Origin of the sequence: Pedobacter cryophilus (genome assembly GCF_005116455.1) — a bacterium.
Classification (GTDB): domain Bacteria; phylum Bacteroidota; class Bacteroidia; order Sphingobacteriales; family Sphingobacteriaceae; genus Pseudopedobacter; species Pseudopedobacter cryophilum.
Map to the genome: position 1 here is coordinate 1139144 of NZ_SWBP01000001.1, position 24363 is coordinate 1163506.

The 24363-nt window shown below is 32.9% G+C and carries 23 protein-coding genes; 11 read left to right on the plus strand and 12 right to left on the minus strand.

Features of this window, described 5'->3' with window-relative positions; genetic code table 11:
- Positions 1-48 precede the first annotated feature (48 nt).
- From FA046_RS04825 to metK, 12 genes are all read right to left on the minus strand, one after another.
- Entirely contained in the window at positions 49-1293 is a 1245-nt protein-coding gene (locus tag FA046_RS04825; protein WP_136825207.1) for a murein hydrolase activator EnvC family protein, read from the minus strand.
- An 18-nt stretch (positions 1294-1311) separates the two neighbouring features.
- The gene (locus FA046_RS04830; protein ID WP_136825208.1) at positions 1312-2091 is read right to left on the minus strand and encodes a DUF4292 domain-containing protein; all 780 of its coding nucleotides are present in this window, start codon (positions 2089-2091) and stop codon (positions 1312-1314) included.
- A gap of 25 nt (positions 2092-2116) precedes the next feature.
- Entirely contained in the window at positions 2117-3856 is a 1740-nt protein-coding gene (locus FA046_RS04835) for a tetratricopeptide repeat protein (protein ID WP_136825209.1), read from the minus strand.
- The gene (gene dut / locus FA046_RS04840; RefSeq protein WP_136825210.1) at positions 3857-4291 is read right to left on the minus strand and encodes a dUTP diphosphatase; all 435 of its coding nucleotides are present in this window, start codon (positions 4289-4291) and stop codon (positions 3857-3859) included.
- Entirely contained in the window at positions 4288-5772 is a 1485-nt protein-coding gene (locus FA046_RS04845) for a lipopolysaccharide biosynthesis protein (RefSeq protein WP_136825211.1), read from the minus strand. Before FA046_RS04845 ends, dut begins: the two co-directional genes overlap by 4 nt.
- Before the next feature lies 1 nt (position 5773).
- Positions 5774-6046 (minus strand): acylphosphatase, encoded by a 273-nt coding sequence (locus FA046_RS04850; RefSeq protein WP_136825212.1) that lies wholly within the window; start codon positions 6044-6046, stop codon positions 5774-5776.
- A 47-nt stretch (positions 6047-6093) separates the two neighbouring features.
- Positions 6094-7038, minus strand: a complete 945-nt coding sequence (locus FA046_RS04855) for an NAD(P)H-dependent flavin oxidoreductase (protein ID WP_136825213.1) — start codon at positions 7036-7038, stop codon at positions 6094-6096.
- A gap of 46 nt (positions 7039-7084) precedes the next feature.
- A complete protein-coding gene (locus FA046_RS04860; RefSeq protein ID WP_136825214.1) occupies positions 7085-8248 on the minus strand; it encodes an amidohydrolase family protein in 1164 nt (387 codons plus the stop codon).
- Positions 8249-8652: 404 nt separating this feature from the next.
- Positions 8653-9384: a 6-phosphogluconolactonase gene (gene pgl / locus FA046_RS04865; RefSeq protein ID WP_136825215.1), complete on the minus strand. Its 732-nt coding sequence runs from the start codon at positions 9382-9384 to the stop codon at positions 8653-8655.
- Positions 9381-10907, minus strand: coding sequence for a glucose-6-phosphate dehydrogenase (gene zwf, locus FA046_RS04870; RefSeq protein WP_136825216.1), 1527 nt, complete (start codon positions 10905-10907; stop codon positions 9381-9383). The genes pgl and zwf overlap by 4 nt, the downstream gene beginning before the upstream one ends.
- Positions 10908-11124: 217 nt before the next feature.
- Positions 11125-11871: an ROK family protein gene (locus FA046_RS04875; protein ID WP_136825217.1), complete on the minus strand. Its 747-nt coding sequence runs from the start codon at positions 11869-11871 to the stop codon at positions 11125-11127.
- A 278-nt stretch (positions 11872-12149) separates the two neighbouring features.
- Entirely contained in the window at positions 12150-13403 is a 1254-nt protein-coding gene (metK, locus tag FA046_RS04880; protein ID WP_136825218.1) for a methionine adenosyltransferase, read from the minus strand.
- 198 nt (positions 13404-13601) lie between these two features.
- On the opposite strand from metK, the gene FA046_RS04885 reads away from it, so the two are divergent.
- From FA046_RS04885 to FA046_RS04935, 11 genes are all read left to right on the plus strand, one after another.
- Positions 13602-14474, plus strand: coding sequence for a diacylglycerol/lipid kinase family protein (locus FA046_RS04885; RefSeq protein WP_136825219.1), 873 nt, complete (start codon positions 13602-13604; stop codon positions 14472-14474).
- Positions 14475-14519: 45 nt separating this feature from the next.
- Positions 14520-15959: an OmpA family protein gene (locus FA046_RS04890; protein WP_136825220.1), complete on the plus strand. Its 1440-nt coding sequence runs from the start codon at positions 14520-14522 to the stop codon at positions 15957-15959.
- Between the two features lie 3 nt (positions 15960-15962).
- Entirely contained in the window at positions 15963-16322 is a 360-nt protein-coding gene (locus FA046_RS04895; protein WP_136825221.1) for a translation initiation factor, read from the plus strand.
- A 143-nt stretch (positions 16323-16465) separates the two neighbouring features.
- Positions 16466-18046, plus strand: coding sequence for a phosphoenolpyruvate carboxykinase (ATP) (gene pckA / locus FA046_RS04900; protein ID WP_136825222.1), 1581 nt, complete (start codon positions 16466-16468; stop codon positions 18044-18046).
- Positions 18047-18374: 328 nt separating this feature from the next.
- Positions 18375-19202 carry a MotA/TolQ/ExbB proton channel family protein gene (locus FA046_RS04905; RefSeq protein WP_136825223.1) on the plus strand — a complete coding sequence of 276 codons (828 nt, stop codon included), beginning with the start codon at positions 18375-18377 and terminating at the stop codon, positions 19200-19202.
- Between the two features lie 77 nt (positions 19203-19279).
- On the plus strand, positions 19280-19891 hold the full coding sequence (locus FA046_RS04910) for an ExbD/TolR family protein (protein ID WP_136825224.1): 612 nt from the start codon (positions 19280-19282) through the stop codon (positions 19889-19891).
- A 17-nt stretch (positions 19892-19908) separates the two neighbouring features.
- Positions 19909-20463 (plus strand): ExbD/TolR family protein, encoded by a 555-nt coding sequence (locus FA046_RS04915; protein WP_136825225.1) that lies wholly within the window; start codon positions 19909-19911, stop codon positions 20461-20463.
- A gap of 43 nt (positions 20464-20506) precedes the next feature.
- The gene (locus tag FA046_RS04920) at positions 20507-21325 is read left to right on the plus strand and encodes an energy transducer TonB (RefSeq protein WP_136825226.1); all 819 of its coding nucleotides are present in this window, start codon (positions 20507-20509) and stop codon (positions 21323-21325) included.
- A 6-nt stretch (positions 21326-21331) separates the two neighbouring features.
- Positions 21332-21574: a hypothetical protein gene (locus FA046_RS04925; RefSeq protein WP_136825227.1), complete on the plus strand. Its 243-nt coding sequence runs from the start codon at positions 21332-21334 to the stop codon at positions 21572-21574.
- Positions 21561-22460: a PstS family phosphate ABC transporter substrate-binding protein gene (locus FA046_RS04930; RefSeq protein ID WP_136825228.1), complete on the plus strand. Its 900-nt coding sequence runs from the start codon at positions 21561-21563 to the stop codon at positions 22458-22460. Before FA046_RS04925 ends, FA046_RS04930 begins: the two co-directional genes overlap by 14 nt.
- Positions 22461-22481: 21 nt before the next feature.
- Entirely contained in the window at positions 22482-24149 is a 1668-nt protein-coding gene (locus FA046_RS04935; RefSeq protein WP_136825229.1) for a tetratricopeptide repeat protein, read from the plus strand.
- The last annotated feature ends 214 nt before the right edge of the window (positions 24150-24363 follow it).

Below are 24363 nucleotides of genomic sequence, written 5' to 3' on the forward strand. Positions count from 1 at the left end.
ATTTTTATTTTCTATTGATTTCTTAACAGCGCTGCAATTATAAATTTGCTAATTAGGAGCCAACCAATATTTTGGATCTTGCTCTTGACTAGATTTGTAAATATGAAATTCTATTTCTGCTTGTCCATCTGCAGTGCCTATGGTTTGCTTTGTACTTAGCTTTTGCCCTTTAGAAACACTTACCGAACCTAAATTTTTATAAGCTGTAAAGTATTCTCCATGCTTAATAATTACAACCGTAGAACCTACAATATCTATTACTGTTGTTACAGTTCCTTCAAAAATTGTTCTTACGGCAGAGCCTGCATTTGTTTTTATGGTCCAGCCGGTTACTTCACGGGTAACATTTCCTATTTTTTGGATACCAGCATATTCTGTTACTACGCCATTTGCAACCGGCCAAGGCAATCGGCCTCTGTTACTCACAAAATCTGCCGATAATTTTGCGGCTTCTGGTGTAGAGTTTAAAATAGAGGTATTTGTAGTTCTGGCAACTGGCGCTTCTTTTCCTTCGGCTTTTGCTTTTGCCGCGGCAGCTCTATCTGCATCTTCGGCCTTTTTTCTGGCAATTTCAATTTCTCTTTGTATAGCTTGTCTAATGGCTCTATCTAGTTTTTGTGCGTCTCTTTGTTTTTGAGCCAAATCTTGCTTTAACCTTTTTTCTTGAGAGCTTAAACTACTCACCACTTTTATTTGCTTGTTTTGCGCAACTCCTAAAGTGCTTTTTTCCTTTTGCTGATCATTTAGTAAATGATCTTTATCTAATTTATTTTTATTTAGTTGGGTAATTTTATTCTTTAAAGTATTTTGAGTATTCTCTATATAACGAGCTTGCTTTTGACGGTATTCTCCAAATTGTTGAAGGTATTTCATTCGCTTATAAGCCTGATTGAAATCTTTTGCTGCAAAAATGTACATCAATTTACTGTAAGAGCCTTGATTTTTTTGGGCAAAGCGCACCATAGCAGCGTAATCTGACTTTAACTGACCTAATTGTGATTGTAATGATCTGACTTGATTGGTGTTCTCGTTAATTTGGCCATCTAATAACCGGATTTCAGAATTAATGGTGTTAATTTTTTCTACCCTTAATCTTATTTGTGTTCTTAAAGCATTTAACTGCTTTAAAGTAACGCGTTTATCTAAAGATGTTTTTTGTAAGGTATTGTTAATCATCTCAATATCCTTATTCAATTGCGCCTTTCTTTTCTCTAACTCTGATCTGGTTTGCGCAAATAATTGAACTCCAGAAAACAAAAGAAATATAATAAATAAGGATTTGAAGTATTTCATTGTGGTAAAGGTATTAATTTAGTCTATCACTGAAAATCTTTTAGGGACATTAAAAGGAAAATCAACTGGCAAATTTAATTGTGTTTTGCTGTATTCCATAGCCACCTTAATTTGTTTCTTTGCTGTTTTAGAATCTAAAGAAACTTTTATAGGGATTAATTGATTGGCAATTTCCTCAAAAAGTGGTGTATTTACGGTTAATGTTTGTTGCGCAAACTCATCTGATAAAAAAGTATAGGTAGCCTTAAACTGCTCATTAAACTGAAGGTTATAGTTTAAACTTTGGCTGTTTCCTTTGATGTTTAATAGTGCATTATCTAATATAATATTGCTGTTTCCATTCAGCGTAAAAGGAACACAATTTCCAACCAAGAGGGATTCTAAGGTTAAATAATCTATTTGTTTATTGGTAAATTCATGAATAAAAGAGAATGGCTTTTTGATATAGTCATCATTAATTCTATCCATAATTTTAACACTATCTGGCGTAATGATGGTTCTGGCTATTTCAAACCCAGCAAAAGCGGTTATAGAAACCCAAATGCCCTCGCCTTTTTTTATTCTGATATTAAGCGTAGCGTCATATTCCTTCCCATTTAAATTTAAATTGGTGATGGCTTTGGTAGAAAAAGTAGAGAAAACAGATTCTTTAGACCTAATAGAAAGTAACTCTGTTTTTTTGTTTTCTATGGGTTGAGATCCCCCTGTTTCTTTAATGATCGCTTTTTTAGCCTTACATGAAAAAAATACTGCGCAAAAGGTTAACAATAATAACTTGTTCAAAATATTTCTTTTCATCAATTGCAATTACAAGGTAAAAAGGCTATTCGCCCAATTTTTTTTGATTTATTTTTTTCTCTAATAATGCATTTGCCGGATCTAAAGCTAAAGCCTTTTTCCAATTTTGGAGTGCATTTTCTATTTCTCCAAGTTTAAAAAGGATATCACCAAGGTGTTCAAACTGTACTGCATTGTTTGGATTATTTAAAATTGCTTTCTGCATCCATACTTTTGCCTCTGCATATTTCTTTTCTTTAAACAATATCCAAGCATAAGTATCTTGAAAAGAGGCGTTATCATTCTCTAATTGATTAGTTTTTAGAGACATTTCTTCGGCCTTAGCCAAATTCTCATCTCTTAACGATAAATAGTAAGCATAATTATTTAAGGTATAAGTATTATTAGGTTCTATAAGCAAAGCATTTTCATAAGCCGCCACAGATTCTTTGTATTTTTTTTGCTGTTGATATGCATCACCTAAGCTGCTATAAATTTGTGCTTTTAGGCTTACGTTCTCTATATCAAAACCCAAAGCATTATTAAGGTAATTAATGGCTTTATCATATTCTTTGTTTTGGATATAACCTAAAGCCGTAAAAAAGTACAATGGATATTGGTTAGGAAATAAGGTTAAAGCTTCTTCGCCATTTTTAATAGTTCCTTTAGCATCATTTAAAGAAAGTTGTATTCTTATGAGTTGTTCCCAAATGGCATATACATTTTTGTTTAAGTCTAAGGCTTTTTGATAGGCTATTTTTGCGCTTTCGAGTTCGTTTTTCTGAAAAAGCACATCGCCATAAAGGGAAAAAGATTTTGGATCATCGGGATGTGCTTCTGTTAAAATTTTAGATAGCTCTAAAGCATATTGCAAAGCCTGCGGATCTGGAAAAGCATCAAAATACCTGATAATCACTTTAACCTTTTGGTCGATATTTAAATCAGGTTGTTTAAAAGCCATTTTTAATTCTTCAAATGCTTCTTTTGGCTTTTTTTGACCATCGTAAATTTGTGCAATGGCTAATCTAGTAAATGGATTAGTGCTATCTAAAGTTAAGGCTTTTTGATAAACGGTTAAAGCTTCATTAACCTTATCATTTGCGTAATACAGGTCTCCCAAAAAAAGATAATACCTCACATCTGAAGGGTTGTTTTTGATGAGTTGCTCTAAATCGGCAGCAGCCTTATTGATGTCATTTTTTTTAAGATAAATTTTTTGTCGCCCTTGTAAAACCTGATCTGTTAAGCCTACTTTTTTTTCTAAATCGTTATATAAATTAAGCGCTTCATCGGCTTTGCCCATCATAAATAGGGCGTTGGCTTTATCAAAACGGTAATCTAATTTTTCGGGGGCAATTTTTATCAGCTCATTTAAAGCGTAATCTATTAAAGCGTAATCTTGCTGCTCTTGATAAATGTTTGCCAAAAGCAACCAATACCATTCGTTATCTGTTTTAATTGCGGTAGCTTTCTGAGCAAATTCTCTGGCATTACCTAAATCGCCTTTGTTAAAATAAATTTGAGCCAGCTCATAATAAGCGTTATAATTTGTAGGATCTATTTTTAAAATTTGATTAAAATAATCTATAGCTAAAGTTGGGTTTTGAACCACTTTTTCCCTCAAGCCCGAATAATATAATTGCACTACTTGAATGCTATCTTCTGGGCTTAACACTTTTCCGCCAACAATTACCAGCTCTTGCTTGGGTTGTTTAGTTTTTTGCGCATAAGACGAAATGCCTATCGCGATAAGCATCATCAATAAAATATTTCGTCTGTTTCTCATTTATTTTACTCCTGTATGTCCGTAACCACCGGCGCCTCTTTCTGTTTCAGAAAGTTCATTGGTTTGTACCCATTGCGCTTTTTCATGATTAGCAATAATCATTTGAGCAATTCTATCGCCATCTCCAATCATAAAATCTTCTTGAGAAAGATTAATTAATAACACTTTAATTTCGCCACGGTAATCTGCATCTATGGTGCCCGGCGAGTTTAACACCGTAACACCAAATTTAAACGCTAAACCACTTCTTGGTCTTATTTGCGCTTCAAAACCTATAGGTAATTCTATAAACAAACCAGTTGCAATAAGTTTTCTTTCGAAAGGTTTTATCGTAACAGCTTCTTCCAAATTGGCTCTTAAATCCATACCAGCAGAAGCTAAAGTTTCATAAGCCGGAAGCGGATGTTTAGATTGATTGATGATATTTATATTCATAAACTGGATAATATTTTTTTTAATGGCTTGCGCTCGATATATAAAATTAATAAGCCGAAAGTTACAAAAAGTAGGTTTCCTACAATTAAGTTTCTTTTAAAAACTACAAAAGATAAGATTACTATGATGATTGATAAAGCTAAGTAGCCCATATTTCTTTTTAAATCATAAGGAATTGGGTAGTTTTTTTGACCAAGAATGTAGGATAAAATCATCATACTGGTGTAAGCCAATAAAGAAACCCACGCCGAAGCCATAAAACCATATTTTGGAATAAAAATAATGTTTAACACGATGGTAATTATAGCGCCTAAGCCAGAAATATAAAGCCCAAACCTAGTTTGGTCTGATAGTTTATACCAAATAGACAAATTCATGTAAATGCCTAAACTTACATAGCCAAACAACAAAATTGGAATTACATTTAAACCTACCCAAAACTCTTCGGCAATAAAATATTTTAGAATTTCTATGTTAGCAACTATACCCACACATATCAAACAGATTGCTAAAACAAAGTAATTCATAATTTGAGCATAAGTTTTTGTGGCGTTTTCTTGCTTAGCATGACTGAAGAAAAAAGGTTCGGCACCCAGTCGGTACGCCATAATAAAAATGCTTAAAAACACCGCTATTTTAGCGCAACCAGCATAAATACCTGTTTGGCTTTCACTAATTGTCGTTGGTAATAAATGACTGAGAAAGATTTTGTCAATATTCTCATTAATAATAAAAGATAAGTTAGCCACAAAAATAGGCCAACTATAGCTTAACATTTCTAGCAATAATTTTTTATCGAGTTTAAATTTAAGTTGAAAAATCTCTGGTAATAAAAGTAAGAAAGTAAGTATACTGGCAATTAAATTTGATAAAAACACATAACCAATCCATTTTGGGCGATACCATACTGATAAAGTATCAGCTAAAAATAATTGATGTTTAATAATGATTGGAATCACAAAAATGAAAAATAAATTGAGACCAATAAATGTTAAAACATTTACTAATTTAATGATAGAATATCTGCCTGGCTTACCTTCTGATCTCACTTTTGCAAAAGGAACCACGCTTAATGCATCTATTATCAAAATGAAAATGAAGTATTTGATGTAGGTAGTAAAATCTATTAAAGATGTGCTTCTTCCATCTTGTAGTAAAACGGCAATGGGCTTTAAAAAAAGTAAGCTGCTTATTAAAAATAGCAAACTTATAAAAGCTACCACAATAAAAGTGTTGCTGTAGATGATATCTTTTTTACCTTCTTTTTTATTGATATAACGAAAAAAAGCGGTTTCCATTCCAAAAGATAGTAAGGCATTTAAAAGCGATGCATAGCTATACATTTCACTAAAAATACCATAGAGCTTTTTGCCGTAAACGTTAGTGTATATTGGCGTAAGGAAGAAATTTAAGATGCGGGAGGCTACCGTACTGATACCATAAATAGCGGTTTGCCCTGCAAATTTTTTAATTGTCGACAAGTTATTTCTTTAAAATATTAAAATTCTGATAGTTTTTTGCTTCCATTTCTTCCATCACTATATCGTCAACTCGGGCGTTATCTGGCCCGTATTTGCACCAATCAATAAACTCATCCATCATCTCTTCATCTCCTTCGGCTTCTATATAAACAGAGCCATCTTTTTGGTTTTTTATGATGCCTTTAATCCCCATTTGATCTGCTACAGCTTTAGTAGAAACCCGGTAAGCAACTCTTTGTACCCTGCCCGAAACCACAATTTTTAATGCTTTCATTATAAGATTTACAATTAATGATATTTTTTTAAGCTGTTAAAAATGATTTAAAACTTTAAAGCCTGTAATTTTTCTTTCTCAACTAAAAACTCATTCCATATTTGTTCTAAAATGGTTTTGGCCGGTAATATATCTTTAAAATTTGCAGCTACTTGTCCAATTTCTAATTCCCCATTTTGGATATCTCCTTCAAACATTCCTTTTTTAGCTTTGCCTTTTCCAAGCAAATGAATCAATCCTTCTTTATCAAGGCCATTTAAATCAGCTTCAAATATTTCTCGAGCAAAGTCATTCTCCAATAACCTAACTGGAGTAAGTTTTTTCATGCTCAATTTTGTAGATCCTTCTTTTGCCTGAATAATAGCATCTTTAAAATTTTGATGAGCTGATGATTCAACTGAAGCTGCAAATCTACTTCCAATTTGAACGGCTTCGGCACCTAAAGCAAAAGCAGCTAACATACTTTTTCCTGATGAAATTCCACCGGCGGCTATTACCGGAATATTTACTTCATCAACTATTTTAGGAATTAAACAAAGTGTGGTGGTTTCTTCTTTTCCGTTATGGCCACCGGCTTCAAAACCTTCGGCTACTAAAGCATCCACACCTGCATCTACCGCTTTATGGGCAAATTTAGAATTTGCAATTACATGAACAACTTTTATGCCTTCGGCTTTTAATATGGCAGTCCAAATATTAGGATTGCCAGCAGAGGTGAACACAACCGGCACTTTTTCTTTGATAATGGTTTCTACATGCTCTTCAATAGATGGATATAACAGCGGTAAATTAACTGCAAAATTGTTAGAAGTATGTTGTTTGGTTTTTTGAATATGATTTTTTAAAACATCAGGATACATAGAGCCGGCACCAATAATACCTAAGCCACCAGCATTAGAAACCGCCGAAGCCAATTCCCAGCCGCTACACCAAACCATGCCTGCTTGTATAATGGGAAATTTAATTTGAAGTAACTGGCAAACTCTATTCATTCTTTGTAAAAATGAAGCTTTATTGGCAATTCACAAAATAGAAAACTTAAATTAACTTTTTCACCGTAGATTTATCACTCAATTTGCCGTTTTTTAAATGACTAATTAAGTTTAATCCGGGTGTTTTACCTGTTGCAATAGTTCCTAAATCGTTATCAAAACCCAAAAATTTTGCGCCATTAATGGTTGCCCATTGTAAAAGTTGAGTAAAAGAAAGATAATCTATATTTTTTTGCAGCACTTTCATTTCACTCAAAAGGCATAATTGATCATTAGAAGCTAAGCTATCAGTACCAATGGTAATAGGATAATTATTATGCTTAAAAAAATCAAAAGTAGGCAGTTTGTTTTCTATGTAAAGATTGGCATTGGGGCAAAAACACCAGTTAATTTTAAGATTAAATCTTTTGGTGAAATAAATGTCTTTTAGGCTAGTGTAAGTATTGTGAACCAATAAAATTGGTTGATTATCGGGTAAAAAAGGAATAAGAGTTTGTAAAGAATTTTTTGATTGAGCTTTAAAGCCGTCAACATTGATGTTCATTTCTTTAAAAAACTCCATAAATGGACCATCTTTATATCTGTAAAGAAAATTTTCTTCTTCATTTTCTTGATTATGGATAGAGATGGGATTGTTTACTTTTTTGCAAAATTTAGTCAGATTTTTTAATAATTCTTTTGACAAGGAATAAGGAGCATGCGGAGTAATAGAAGAAGAATTTTGAAAGTGTGTTTGTAGTTTTAAAGCTTGTGCGATTGTTGCCTCTGCTTTTGCAGGATCAAAACCTAACATTTCTATAAAAGTGTGGTACTTTATGTTGCTTTTTTCTTTTACTGATGCTGAAATAGATTGATTGGCAATATCACCAACGGCTACAATGCCATTTTGAAACATTTGCTCATCAGCTTTTTTCATGGCATTTATCACTTTTTCCTCTTCTTCTTGCCTTTTACCGATTACATTTTTTATAAAAGGAATTAGCCCAGTTCCTTTTTCTATTTTTTGATGAAGATGCGAAAGCTCTAAATGACAGTGTGCATTTACAAATCCAGGGACAATTACTCCATTAAAGCGTTCTATGTTAGGGTCTGATAAAGCTTTTTCATTAGTTACTGCTAAAATTTTGCCGAGATCATCTGTTACTACAATACCGTTTTGTATAGGCTCTCCCTCTAAAGTAAAAATATAATCGGCACTAAATCTTCTCATAAGTAGTTAAAAAAAAAGAAAAATTTTATTGTTAAAATTTGAACAATAATTTTACTCAAAAGGTTTCTATTTTAGTAATAATATCTTTAAATAATTAATTTTTATAATTATAAAAATGAAACAAGCATTATAAATTAATTATGATTTTAAAATAGCAATAAATAGCCAAAAAATTGTACTTCTAATAAATAGGAACTGGAGTTGGGATGCAATATTTGAGTAAAATAAGCTGAATGGTAATGTTAACCTCTTTTTTTTGGACTTTTTGAGAGGAAAGGGGCTATAATGTACCGCCAGATTATCGTAGCGAAAGAGCTTGCAATTGCCCCAAAAAATTTTTTTTATAAAAACGCCGATAAGATTTTTTAGGTTTTATCGGCGAAGTGTGTTTTATATCTTTTTAATTAAGATTTACTGAGTTTTGCAATTGCGGCCTCATCAACAAACCATTGCAATTCACCATTTTTTGGCGCTATTAATTGAGCAGGATATTTGGAAATGTCTTTTTCGGCTTCAAAAATTGCTTTTATTGCATCGGCCTTATTAGCGCCAAAAGCTAAAAAAGCTACATTTTTAGCTTGGTTAATTAAAGGGGCTGTCATACTAATGCGGTAAACTTGCTTGTCTTTTAGATACACTTCTTTAACCAGTTCTTCATCTATCCAAACTATTTCTGTACCAGGAAACAATGACGCTGTGTGGGCATCATCTCCTAATCCTAAAATAATGAGATCAAAATAAGGTTCTTTATCTTTTGTAAAGAATTGACAAATGCAACGTTCATAATCTAAGGCAGCTGATTCTGGATCTAAAGAAGTATCTACCTTAAAAACCTGATTTTCTTTGATGTTTAAGGCGTCTAAGAAAGCGTTTTTTGCCATTAAATAATTACTATCAGGATGGCTGTGTTCTACATAGCGCTCATCGCCAAAAAAGAAAAATACTTTAGTCCAGTCTATCTGGTTTTTGTATTCATCAGAGGCTAACAATTGGTATAATTTTTTTGGCGAACTTCCTCCAGATAGCGCAACAGAGAATTTATTATTTGCAGCGATGGCTTGTTGAGCACATTTTACAAAATAATTAGCAAAAGCTTTGTATAGCTCATCTGTATTGGCAAAAACGTTTAGTTTCATTTTTTTTCTTTTTCAGATTTCTTAATAGGTAGCGTAAACCAATGAAAACCGTCTTTTGCTATTAAAGCTTCTGCAGTTTCTGGTCCCCAGCTATCGGCAGAATAATTTGGAAAGCTGATACTTTTTTTGGATTCCCAGCTTTCTAAAACAGGCATTAATAATTCCCAAGCAGTTTCTACTTGATCTCCACGCATAAATAAGGTTTGATCACCTTTCATAGCGTCTAATAATAACGTTTCGTAAGCTTCTGGAGTATCTGTTGAATAAGTTCCGTCGTAATTAAAAACCATGTCAACAGGGTTTAATATCATGTCTAAACCTGGTCTTTTGGCTTGAACTTGTAAACGGATGCTCATTTCTGGCTGTATACTAATAATAAGCCTATTTTGCTGCCAACTTTCTGTTGATTTGGAAGGAAAAATTAAATGCGGAACGTCTTTAAATTGGATACTAATAATAGAAGATTTTTGATGAATTCTTTTTCCTGTTCTTACATAAAAAGGAACATTTTGCCATCTCCAGTTGTCAATAAAAAACTTTAACGCAGCAAAAGTTTCGGTATTAGAATCTGGATCTACATCTTTTTCTTCGCGGTAGCCTACTACTTTTTCGCCCTCAACCCAACCTTCGCTGTATTGCCCTCTAACTGTATTGTGTCTAATTTCTTCTGACCCAAATTTGCGCATGGCTCTTAAAACATCAACTTTTCTATTGCGAATTTCCTCGGCATCAAAATTTACCGGAGGTTCCATGGCCACTAAACACAAAACTTGTAAAATATGATTTTGTACCATATCTCTTAAAGCGCCCGAGGTGTTGTAATAACCGCCACGATCTTCTACACCAATATCTTCGGTTACAGAAATTTGAACATGTTCTATATAATTACGATTCCAAATGGGTTCAAAAAGTGCATTTGCAAACCGAAAAGCCAACATGTTTTGTACCGTTTCTTTTCCTAAATAATGATCTATCCTGTAGATTTGAGATTCGTGAAATATATTTTTTAATAAATGATTGAGTTCTTTAGCTGATTCTAAATCATGACCAAAAGGCTTCTCCACAACAATTCTGGTTCTGTTTATATCATTAGCCAGCTTCATTTTTGCTAAATTTTTAGCAATAATTGGGAAGAATTGAGGCGTTACTGCCAGGTAATGAATAATTACAGAAGGTTCAGACCAAGAAGCATCACATGTTTCAATAATCTTTTCCATCTTTTCATAATCTTTTTCATTATGAACATCGGCTTTTAAATAAGAAATATGCTCTGCAAATTCAGCCCATTTATCTTTTTCGGCTTTGCCGCTTCTAGAGTGTTTGTTTACACCTTCTAGCAACACCTCTCTAAAGCTGTCATCTTGATACGCTGTGCGTCCTAAACCAACTATTTTAAATTCTTTAGGCATGTATTCTGCTAAAAAAAGATTGTACAAGGCTGGTATCAATTTTCTTTCGGCAAGGTCTCCTGTGCCGCCAAAAATCATGAATACGGTTGGTTTGGGTTTAATGTGGGCTTTCATTTTACGTTATACTTCCATTTTTTAAAAAGTCTTCTTAATCGGTTTTTTTAGGTTGATTGTTGAAGATTTTTTTCGTCACCATCATATCTTTAAAGTTTAAAAGCAATTTTTATTTATGCCAATTTCTTTTAAAAATTTAGGAATGTGTTAACAGATATTTGAATTTATTATTTAATTAATAGTTTACAGGGGCTAAAAATAGAAAAATAATTTAAAGCTATGGCGTAGGTTGAAAGGTTTTAACACAATAATCATCTTCGGTTGCCCATAAGAAAGCGCCACCTTTTATTCCGTCTCTGTTACTTACAATTTTAATGTTATCATCAAGCTTAAAGCTGATTTTCTTGGCATTACCGCCACTTAAATAAAGAAAATCATAGTTTATTACGGTTTTAAAGGTGTGTAACACTTCTTTCATTTTGACGTTCCATTTTTCGAGACCATCTTTTTCTAATGCTTTATCTCCTATAAAAGAATCGTAATCTTTACTTTTTCTAACCGGAAGATGGGCCAATTCTAAATGAGGTAAAAGTTTTCCATCTATAAATAATGCAGTTCCAAAACCTGTTCCTAACGTAATTACCATTTCTAAACCTTTCCTACTAATCACTGCTAAACCCTGAAAATCAGCATCGTTAACTAATCTTACAGGTTTTTTTAATTCGGATGCTATTACTTCACTCAAATTATAGTTTTCCCAAGCTTGCTTATCTAAATTGGGCGCAGTAATTACTATTCCATCCTTTATATAACCCGGAAAACCTATAGATATTTTATCAAAAGGAGGATAGGTTTTAATTAATTCTTTGATAGCCTGAATAACGTTTTCTGGGTTTGCCAGTGTTGGCGTTGGTATTTTATTGTATGGAAACAGCATTTCCCCATCATTATTAAGTACTGTAGCTTTAATGTGAGAGCCACCAATATCTATGGCTAAAAAGTTTTCTTTTTTGTTTGATTCCATTTTTAACAATGTTTTTGTTGGTTTATTGGGTATTTATTTCTAAAATAAAATGTTAAAAATTTCTAACACATGGGCTAATTTAAGCAATATTGATAAACTAATAGTACAAGATTAAACGTAATTAAATATGAGATTTAAATCTCCTTTTCTGAATTTTTTTATGAATTTTTTTGCCTTTTAATTTTAACAACCTTTAAAAATGAAAAGTAATAGCAACAAAAAAGGTTAGACATTTAAATATCTAACCTTTTAAAATATTTAGCTAAAGCTGTATATGATTATAAGCCAAACTCGGCTTTAACTTGATCTACAAAGTCTAATTTTTCCCAAGTAAATAATTCCACTTCTAATTCTTTCACTTCGCCGTTTGCACCGTAAAAAGTCTTTTTAACAACTTCGTTGGTACGTCCCATGTGGCCATAAGCAGCAGTTTCTGAATAAATTGGGTTTCTCAATTTTAAACGTTGCTCTATAAAATAAGGGCGCAAATCAAAAATCGCTTCTACTTTTCTAGCAATTTCGCCATCAGTTAAATTCACTTTAGCAGTTCCTTTAGTGTCAACAAAAACACCACAAGGTTTTGCCACGCCAATAGCGTAAGAAACTTGTACTAAAACCTCATCAGCAACACCAGCAGCTACTAAATTTTTGGCTATATGACGAGTGGCATAAGCAGCAGATCTATCTACTTTTGATGGGTCTTTACCAGAGAATGCACCACCACCGTGAGCGCCTTTTCCTCCGTAAGTATCCACAATAATTTTTCTTCCGGTTAAACCAGTATCACCATGTGGGCCACCTATTACAAACTTTCCGGTTGGGTTAATATGGTAAGTAATTTGATCATTAAATAAGGTTTGCAGTTCTGCTTTAAGAGATGCTTTTACTCTTGGAATCAAAATAGAAATAATGTCTTTCTTGATTTTTGCCAACATGGTAGCTTCCTCATCAAAATCATCATGCTGTGTAGAAATTACAATGCTATCAATTCTAATAGGTTGATGATCATCATTATACTCAATAGTTACCTGAGATTTTGCATCAGGTCTTAAATAATCGATTTCTTTGTTTTCTCTGCGTAAAGCGGCAAGCTCTATTAATAATTTATGAGCAAGATCTAACGCCAAAGGCATGTAATTATCGGTTTCATTAGAAGCATAACCAAACATCATTCCTTGGTCGCCAGCACCTTGCTCTTCTGGATTAGAACGATCTACCCCTTGGTTAATGTCTTGAGATTGATCATGAATAGCAGAAAGAATTCCACAAGAATTAGCTTCAAACATGTATTCAGATTTGGTATAACCAATTTTTCTGATCACATCTCTAGCTATTTTTTGAACATCTAAATAAGTTTTAGATTTTACCTCGCCAGCTAAAAACACTTGTCCGGTAGTTACTAATGTTTCACAAGCAACTTTAGAGTTTTTATCAAAAGCTAAAAAATTATCAATTAGTGCATCCGAAATTTGGTCTGCAACTTTGTCTGGGTGTCCCTCAGATACAGATTCTGATGTAAATAAATAAGGCATATTTAAATTTTTAAATTTATCTAATAAAAACTATGAAGGATTGCAAATTAAAGGTGCTGATGCAGTGAGGCTTTAGCAATTTTTTTACGTGGTTGCAATCGTTTCAAATCATTCCACTTTAATGATTGCAAAGGTATAACAATTTTTATTTTATGGAAAAAATAGAATTACTTTGTGCATAATTTAAATTTTAAATTTTTGAAAAAGAGGATCCTTTTTATTGTTAACCCAATTTCTGGCGGATTAAACAAAACTTTTTTCCCCTCTTTGTTAGATCAGTACTTAGACCATTATCTATTTAATGCGGAAATAGTTTTTTCTGAATACAATGGCCATGCTATGGCATTAGCAGCAAACGCTGTAAAAGCTAATTTTGATATTATAGTGGCTGTTGGTGGAGATGGAACTATCAATGAAGTAGCTTCTGAAGTGGAATCATCTGGTAAAATAATGGCAATAATTCCTTGCGGATCTGGCAATGGGCTAGCAAGAACATTAGGCATTCCTTTAAATAATATTAAAGCTATTCAAAGAATTAATTTGTTAAATACCACTAAAATAGATGCTGGTATTTTTAACGGAAAGAAATTTTTTAACATGGCAGGTATGGGTTTTGATGCGCATATCAGTGCAATTTTTGCCGGAAATCATAAAAGAGGATTTAAAGGGTATATAAAAACTACTTTAAAAGAAATCTCAACTTATAAGCCCGAACGGTATATTATTGAAATTGATGGAGAGCAGTTTGAGCGGACAGCTTTTATGTTAAGTATTGCCAATTCTTCTCAATATGGTAACAATGCGCATGTTTCTCCAACGGCGTCATTAAAAGATGGTTTACTGGATTATTGTATAATAAAGCCTTTTTCAATGTATGCATTCCCAGCATTAGGTTTCAGAATGTTTGCTAAATCTGCTCAATACTCTAAATATGTAGAAATTATTAAAGGAAAACAGGTGAGTATTATAAGAGACAAAAGTGGCCCAGTTCATTTAGACGGAGAGCCATCAATGATGGATAAAGATCTGTTGATAACTGTTAAGCATCTGGCCTTAGAATTGGTTATTTGAAGTAATTTTTCTTAAATTCATATTCTTTACCTAAAATAACTCAATATGAAAAAGTGGTGTCTTCTTCTGGTAGTATCTTTTATGATTACTGCCACTCAAGCTCAAATCAATATTAAATTAACAAACATTGAAGAGTGGGTTAAAACTAGCTTTGTGGGTCAGGGAGTAGTTATTGGGAATATAAAAACCAATTTATCTGGTAAAGAAGCGGCAGGTACTTTTTCTAATAATGGGATTTTACAATTGAAAAATGGCTTGGTAATGTCTACCGGAGACATTTCTACAATAGCAACTTTAAACGATAAATTTAACGAGAGCACTGCTTTTAAAGCTTTTGGTAAGCCAGATGTGGATAAAGATCTCCAAAAAATCATAAAAGGCGTCTTTTATGATTTAAGCTTTATTGAGTTTGATTTTGTTCCAAATAATAATAGCATTCAGTTTAATTACCAATTTGGGTCTGAAGAATATCCTGAATTTGTGGGGTCTGAATTTAACGATGTATTTGCTTTTATTGTTTCTGATGGAGATAGCTCTAAAAACATTGCACTTATTCCTGATAAAAAAACACCGGTAAGTATTAATACAGTCAACTTTAAAACCGACTCAACTTATTATATCAACAATAATGTTTTTTCTTTTGTGGTGTCAAACAGAGAAATACCTATAAATACTCAGGAAGAAGAGGTTTACAGAAGCAAGGTTGGAAAAGTATTATTTGGAATTAAAAAGTTTTTTATCCCTAAAGATTCGGAAGAAGAACTAGAGCGATTGGGTATGCAGCCTAACGATGCATTGATCAAAAAAGTGAATGATAAACTATATAGAAACCTGCAATTTGACGGTATTACCACCAAATTAGTTGCCCAAACATTTGTTACACCCTATAAAAAATATCATCTCAAAATAATTATTGCCGATGTAACAGATAATGTTTACGATTCGGGTGTTTTTTTAGAACAAGGCAGCTTAATTACCAAAAAAGACATCACTCAACCGGGTTTTGTAGATTATTCAGATCTCGGTAAAGAAATTGATCTTAAAAGGATTCTAAATGGAGAAAAAATACAAGATATATTAATTCAGATAGAAAAGGATAGCAACAAAAGTAGCCAAGCTATAAATCCCTTATCGGCGGAAGCCAAATCTAATGGCGCCATTATTTATTTTGATTTTGATGATGCTAAGGTTTTAGAATCTGAAATGAGCAAAATCAAAGCCTTAGCCAAAACTTCTGAAATCTTAGGTAAAGCCTATAAAATAGAGGTAATTGGGCATACGGATAGCAGGGGGAGCTTAAATTATAACTTAATGCTTTCTGAAAAAAGAAGTAAGGCTGTGGCCGAATGTTTACAATCTATTTCAACAGGGATTAAAAATATAGTAATTTCTAACAAAGCTTACCTTGTGCCAGCAAGTGATAATGAAACCGACCAAGGCAGAGCAATGAACAGAAGAGTAGAAATAAAATTTATAAAAAATTAGTAAATGAGTAACGATAAGCGCTCTAAAAAATTTAGCAGTTTTGATGGTATTGTTTTTTCTACCAATCCTGATCAGGAATTTTCATCTTTTGAAGAAAAAATAGAGGAAACTTTAAAGCCGTCTAAACAAGATTTAAGAGTCCAATTAGATAAAAAACAACGAGGCGGTAAAGCCGTAACCTTAATTAGTGGCTTTATTGGGAGTGATGATGATTTGAAAGTTTTAGGTAAACTTTTGAAGTCTAAATGTGGGGTTGGAGGCTCGGTAAAAGATGGTGAAATTTTGATTCAAGGAGATTTTAGACAAAAAGTAATGGATTTGCTTTTAAATGAGGGTTTTAAAGTAAAAAAAATTGGAGGGTAAAATACACTAAGTATAATGGTTTTTCTAGCTGATTAATAGCAACTTAACACTTAGTGTATTGAGTACAATTAGCTGATTTTTAGGTATTTAAATTCTATTTTTTTGTTTTATTCTAGTTATTTTTGTGCAACCAATTATAACTTATGAATAGGACAGAAATAGGCAAAACAGACCTAAGTCAATTTAATTTTTCAGAAAATTTAGTCATCAATTACCAGCTTGATGTCCCTCAATTAATGGAGAAAGCCATATTAAGAGGAGAAGGAAAATTAGCTGAAAATGGAGCTTTAGCTATTGATACAGGTACATTTACTGGTCGGTCGCCAAAAGACAGGTTTATTGTAGAAGATGAACATACCGCAGAAAATGTTTGGTGGGGAGATATCAACATTAAGTTTGATGCACAAAAATTTGATAAGCTCTATCAAAAAGTAATCAACTATTTAAATACCAAAGAAGAGATTTTTGTAAGAAATTCTATGGCTTGCGCCGATGAAAATTATCAAATTCCTATTTTGGTAGTTACCGAAACAGCATTTCAAAACCTTTTTGCCCATCACTTATTTTTAAGACCCGAGGAAACAAAGGTTATTCCAGCATTAGAGCAATGGACAGTTATTGCTGCCCCAGGTTTTAAAGCCGATCCTGAGATTGATGGAACTCGTCAATTCAATTTTTCTATCATTAATTTTTCCAGAAAGATCATTTTAATTGGAGGTACTGCATATACAGGTGAAATTAAAAAGGGAATTTTTTCAGTTTTGAATTTTATTTTACCTCATCAGCACCAGGTATTATCTATGCATTGCTCTGCAAATGTGGGTAAAAAAGGCGATACGGCTATTTTCTTCGGATTATCAGGAACAGGGAAAACAACCTTATCTGCTGATCCGGATAGAGCTTTAATTGGAGATGATGAACATGGTTGGAGTGATGAAGGTGTGTTTAATTTTGAGGGCGGTTGTTACGCTAAATGCATAGATTTAAGCGAGGATAAAGAACCTGAAATTTTTAATGCCATAAAATTTGGAGCTTTACTAGAGAACATAAATTTTTATGAAGGTACACGTACCGTGGATTATTCTGATATTCAAAAAACAGAAAATACAAGAGTAGCTTATCCTTTAAATTACATTAAAAATGCGGTAATTCCGTCTAAAGCAGCCATCCCAAAAAATATATTCTTTTTAACCGCCGATGCTTTTGGCGTTTTACCTCCAATTTCTAAGCTCACCTCACAGCAAGCAATGTATCATTTTATTTCTGGTTACACTGCAAAAGTAGCCGGAACGGAAGCAGGCATTACTGAGCCACAAACTACTTTTTCTGCTTGTTTTGGAAAAGCCTTTATGCCATTACATCCGGGTGCTTATGCCGAATTGTTAGGCGATAAAATCGAAAAACATGGAGTAAACGTTTGGTTAATAAACACAGGTTGGTCTGGCGGTCCTTACGGCGTTGGTAAAAGAATCAAGTTGGCTTACACTAGAGCCATGATTCATGCTGTATTAGAAGACACTTTGATAGATGCAGATTATCAAACACATCCTGTTTTTGATTTAGAAATGCCAGTTTCTTGTTTTGGAGTTCCGTCAGAAATCCTTAATCCTAGAAATACATGGGTAAATAAAGCCGCTTATGATTTAAAAGCCGAGGAATTATCTGAATCTTTTAAAAGTAATTTTCAGCAGTTTGAAGATAAATTAACTTATGAGATAAAATGACAACAGTTTTTACGGTAATAAATTAATAACTAAAAATTAAAGAGATAAATTTGGTTTTTAGTATTAAAATGGTTTTTATTGTAAAAGAATTGTCCTGATGGGGCAATTTTTTTTTATTACGGCGTTTATTGAAAGCCTATATTAGAGGGAATCAAGAAAACTTTGTAATAATTTTAGTGGATCGCATAAAAATTTTGATTTTAAATTGATTTTAAAGTTTAAATCATAAATTTGTTATTCACTTTTTTAAAATTGTCATCATAACAATCATTATCAAATAATCAAACACACACATTAATTTATTCAAAAACTTAAAAACTAAAAAACAATGGCAAACGCACCAAAACCTACTATGGCTAAGAAAGAGAACTCAAAGGGTTCAGGGATTTTCGCAGGACTAGCTATCGTCATCTGCATCGTTATCGGATGGGCTTTATTTTTAATTGTAATGGGCAACGGATCAAATTTTCAAGGCGGTGTGAACACCGGTCAGCCACTACCAGGTAATTACTTCGGAATGGTTTACAAAGGAGGATACATTGTACCTTTCTTAATGTCAATGTTTTTAATGGTAATTGTATTTTCTATTGAGCGTTTCTTTGTAATCAGTAAAGCTGCTGGTACAGGTAATGTAGACGTTTTTGTGAAAAAAGTACAATCTATGCTTTCTTCAAACAACGTAGATGGCGCAATTAGCGAATGTGACAAACAAAAAGGTTCTGTTGCTGCGGTAATAAAATCAGGTTTGTTAAAATACAAAGAAGTTGAATCTGATACAATTATGGATACAGAACAAAAATGTTTAGCTATCCAGAAAGATATTGAAGAAGCAACAGCATTAGAAATGCCAATGTTAGAGCAAAATTTAACCATTATTGCAACATTAGTATCAGTTGGAACTTTAGCCGGATTATTGGGTACGGTAACAGGTATGATCAAGGCCTTTGCAGGTTTAGCTGCTGCTGGAGCTGCCGATTCTGCTGAATTAGCAAACGGTATTTCTGAAGCCTTAATTAACACTGCAACAGGAATTGCAACTTCATTATTCGCTGTAATTTCTTACAACTTCTTTACTTCTAAAATAGATAGTTTAACGTATTCAATAGATGAAGCTGGTTTCTCTATTGTTCAAACTTACGCTGCAACTCATAAATAAATAAGTTAGTAAAAAAGGCTTTTATGCATAATAAGAGCCTTTTAATTAATTTTTAACTAACTCATAAACTTAATAAGATGCCAAAAGTTAAAATTAAAAGAAAAAGTACAGTTACAGATATGACTGCGATGTGCGATGTTGCTTTTTTGTTACTAACCTACTTTATCTTATCAGCAACAGCTCGTCAGCCAGAAGTTTTACCTGTAGATATTCCATCTTCAACGGTAACTGTTAAAGTACCAGATAAGGATGTAGCTACACTTACTATAGGTGAAGGTAAAGTGTTTTTTGGAGTAGTTGGGCAGGATGTAAGAATCAATATGTTAGACCGTATGGCCGAGCAATACAGCGTTACGTTTACACCAGCAGAGAAAAAGCGTTTTTCAGTTATTGAATCATTTGGAGTACCAATGACCAGTCTGAAAGAATACATTAATATGGAAGCTAACGAAAGAATGAAAGTAAAGCAACCTGGTATTCCCGCAGATTCTGGCGCAAACAATGAGCTAAAGCAATGGATTTTACAATCTAGATATGCAACAAAAGAGCTACATGGTAAAGATCTAAGATTTTCTATAAAAGGTGATTCTGATGAGCAATATCCAACTATCAGAAAAATAATTGATATTCTTCAAGATCAAAACATCAATAAATTTAGTTTAATCACCTCCTTAGAAGCGGAAAAATAATTTAAAAAGACACCATTATGGCAGAATTAGATACCTCCGGCGGGGGTGGTAAAAAAGGTGGGAAAATAAGAACCAAGAAAATGTCGACCAGAGTAGATTTAACTGCTATGGTTGATTTAGCCTTTCTTTTAATTACTTTCTTTATCCTTACTACTACTCTTTCCAAACCTCAGGCCATGGATATGTTCATGCCTGATAAAAACGATGATAACCCAGAGGAACAATTGGATGTGAAGGCTTCTAGAACTATGACTGTTCTATTAGGCTCAGACAACAAAATTGTTTGGTACATGGGCGTATTGGGTGATAACCCTCCAACTGTTGATAATTTTGGTAAAAACGGAATCAGATCTTCTTTTGTAGATGCAAATAAGAAGGTTGTTGCTGGCACAGGAGATCCCAAAAAAGGTTTAATGGTTATTATTAAGTCATCTGATAAATCTAACTACAAAAATTTTGTTGATATTTTAGATGAAATAAAAATTTCTTCAGTTCCTTCTTATGGTATTAGTAATAAGATTGAAACGGCTGAGATTAATTTAATGAAATCTCAGGGTGCTTACAAGGAATAATATTCTAAATATCAACACGTTATTAATTTAAATTTAAGACAAGATGTCCAAACTAGATATATTAAATCAGAGCTGGATTGACATAGTTTTTGAAGGTAGAAATAAAGAATACGGAGCTTATCAACTTCGTAAACAGAATAATAGAAATACCAATAAAGCAATGATTATAGGCGGGTTATTTTTTATAATCGCCGTATCCACTCCAGTAATTTTAAAATACATTGAAGGATTAAATTCTGATAATGTAGAAAAAGTTAAGGAGACAGAAGTAATTTTATCTACTCCACCTCCTGTGGATGAGAAAAAAGTACCACCTCCACCTCCTGTAGAGCCACCTCCACCAAAAGTGGATCAGGTTAAATTTCCTCCTCCGGTTGTAAAACCAGATGAAGAAGTGGTAGAGGAAGAACCACCTACAATCCAAGAATTAGAAAAGGCAGATCCTGGTCAAAAAACCATTAAAGGTGATCCAAATGCTGATATTGTGATTAATACACCAGTTGGAGAAGGTCCTATCAACCAAGAAAAAACAGAGGATACCAATGAAATCTTTACTAACGTAGAGGTTTTACCAACTTTCCCTGGTGGTTTAGAACAGTTTGGTAAATTCTTAGGTAAAAACTTAAGATACCCACCAATTGCTCGTGAAAACGGTATTCAAGGAAGAGTGTTTTGTACTTTCGTAGTAGAAAAAGATGGTTCTTTAACTGATATTAAAGTAGCCAGAGGTATTGGCGGCGGTTGTGATGAGGAAGCTATTAGAGTACTGAAAAGTTCTCCAAAGTGGAATCCAGGAGTTCAAAACGGTAGAAATGTACGTGTATCTTACACAGTGCCAATCTTCTTCCAACTTCAACAATAGTATTTAATGGCATATCAAAAATTTAGAGATAGACAGAAATCGCCCGCAAAGCGATTTCTGCTCATTTTAGGGCTAGTGATGTTTGCAATTTATTTTGTGTTAGGCATCTTAATTATTTTTTGGGATGAGTTTCCGTTACTTTACGGAGTAGAAAAAATTTGGAAAATTGCATTTGCATCCTTATTAATTATCTATTCTTTTTTTAGATTCTATAGGTTAATTAAACAGCAACAACATGAAGAAGAATAATGTTTTTTCGCTTCTTGGTTTTATTGCAGGAAGTTTAGCTCTCGTTTTTGCTTCCTGTAATCAAAATGCAAAAGTTGAAGAGCAAGGCATCACTAATGGAAAAGCTACCATATTAGCAGATGAATCATTATTTCCTATTGTGGATGATGAATATCAAATATTTTCCAATACTTATACCAGAGCAGATATAAGCATGGTTTATAAGCCACAGCAAGAAGTCATTAATTTATTTTTGAGTGATAGTATAGATTTGGCAATTATGGCCAGAGAGCTCACCAAAGAAGAAGCTAAATATTACGATAATAAGAAAATCATTTTAAAAGTTACCAAGTTTGCAATTGATGGGATTGCCTTAATTACAAGTCAGCAAAATCAAGATTCTGTAATTTCTGTAGAGGAGATAAAAAGCGAATTGTCAGGTAAGTCTAAAAATAATAGAGTTTTTGTATTTGATAATCCTAAATCAAGTACTGTTGAATACTTAATGAATTTGTCGGGCGTTAAAACATTTCCAAAAAACTTTTACGCTTTAAAGGCTAATAAAGATGTGATTAAGTATGTTATAGAGCATCCTAACGCTATTGGAATAGTAAGTGTGGCTTGGATAAAGAGACCAACACCAGATGTTATTTCTGATGTAAAATCTATTAGAGTAATGGGAATAAGTAAAGATAAAGGAGCGTATTTAAAACCGTCTCAAAGTAATTTAAAATTAAAAACCTACCCATTAATTAGGTATTTGTATCTAATTAACGGACAGGGTAGGGCAGGTTTAGGCACAGGTTTTGCATCTTTCCTTGCCGGAGATATAGGACAAAGAATCATTTTAAAGTCAGGTTTGGCACCAGATTCTTTATCAAGTAGACAAATTAACATTAGAAACTAAATTTTTTTTTATAATTGAATTATGAATGTAATTAAGAAAGTAGTGATAACTACCTTAGGTTTTGTAGTTATAGGATTAGTAACTCAAGCTCAAAGTTTGGAGGATGCTAAAAAAGCAGTAAGAGCAGAGCAGTTTCAAAAAGCTAAATCTATGTTCAGTAATTTGGTTAAAACACAACCAACTGCCGAGAACTATTTCAATTTTGGAGATTTATATCTTTTATTGAATAAGCCAGATTCTGCTAAAATAGTTTTCCAAAGCGGTTTAACTGCCGATCCAAAGTATACTTTAAATTACGTAGGATTAGGAGCGGTTGATTTATTTGCTAAAAATGCAGCAGCAGCACAAGCTAACTTTGCTAAGGCTACTGAAGGAATGAAGAAAAAAGACTTTCAAGAATATATTTATATTGGAAAGGCTTATACTTATGAAGCTTCAAGAGATTTAACTAAAGCATTTGAATGGTTTGAAAAAGCCAAAGAGTTTGGTGAGAAAGAACCTGAATTGCATATTGCAATGGGTAACGCTTACAAAGCTCAAAAGAAAAATAGTGAGGCAGTTGCTGAGTACCAAAGAGCCATGAATTTGAAAGAGAATTTATTGGGTGTTGAGGTAAATATTGGTGAAATATGGACCCAAGCTTTCAACTTTGAATTAGCTGAAACTAATATTAAGGCCGTTATTGCTAAAGATCCTAATTTTGGACCAGCTTACAGAGCATTAGCCGAAAATTATTACCGTTGGGCATCTGGTTTTCCTAACAGAAGAGCAGAATTGCTTCCAAAAGCAAAGGAAAATTATTCTAAATATTTAGATTTAACTGATAGATCTACAGAATCTCAATACAGGTATTTAATATTCTTATTAAATGCAGGTGATTATGTAACCTTAGAAAAATCTTCGACAGATTTTATCAATCAATCAGTTTTAACAGAGGAATATATTTTGGCTAAAAGGTTTAAAGGTTATGCTGCAATAGAAAATAGCAACAATGTTGCAGGTGTAGAAGCTTTAAACTCATTTATTTCTAGCGTAAAAAAAGATAGATTAATTGCTGATGATTACCTGTATTTGGGTAAGGCTTATCAAAATGATAAGAAAGATTCTTTAGCTATTGTAAATTATGTTAAAGGCTATGAATTAGATACTACTAACACAACGGTGTTAGGGTCAATAGCTAAAACTTATTTTTCTGCTAAGAATTATGATATGGCAGCAAAGTATTATGAAAAGCTAACAAAACTACCAAAGTCATCTTATACAGACTGGTTTTATTTAGGTTATGCTAACTATTTCAAATATGCTAATCTTGCTAAAGCTAATTCATTAGATGAAAAGGAAATTAAAAAGACATTACTCACCGCAGATAGCGCCTTTACTTATGTTGCTGTAAAAGCTAATAATGCTGATGCTTACCTATACGTGGCAAGGGTTGAATACTATTTAAATCCAATTAATGAGAATGAGAAAGCTAAAGGAGCTTATGAGAAGTTTATAGAGATCACCAATGCGAAACCTACAATTGCAGATAGGGATAAAACAAATTTGGTTGATGCTTACTCTTATGTAGGTGCTTTTTATATCAAATCAGATAAAGTGAAATCTAAAGATTATTTTGAAAAAGCGTTGGCTTTAGCGCCAGATAATCAACAAATAAAAGATGCTTTAGCAGCTTTAAAAGCTTCTTGATCGTATTTATTATCATACTAAAGGGGTAATCATTTTAATGATTACCCCTTTCTTTTTGTAGTTAAAATGTAAACGGTATTTATGATTAGATAGGATATAAACCTAAACACAACTGGTAGTAATTTGGGAAGCCAGTTTAGTTAATTTTAAACTAAAACTAACTCAGCCTTACGTTTTTTGCCATTAGAGAAATGATTTAAAAGTGATGAAAGAA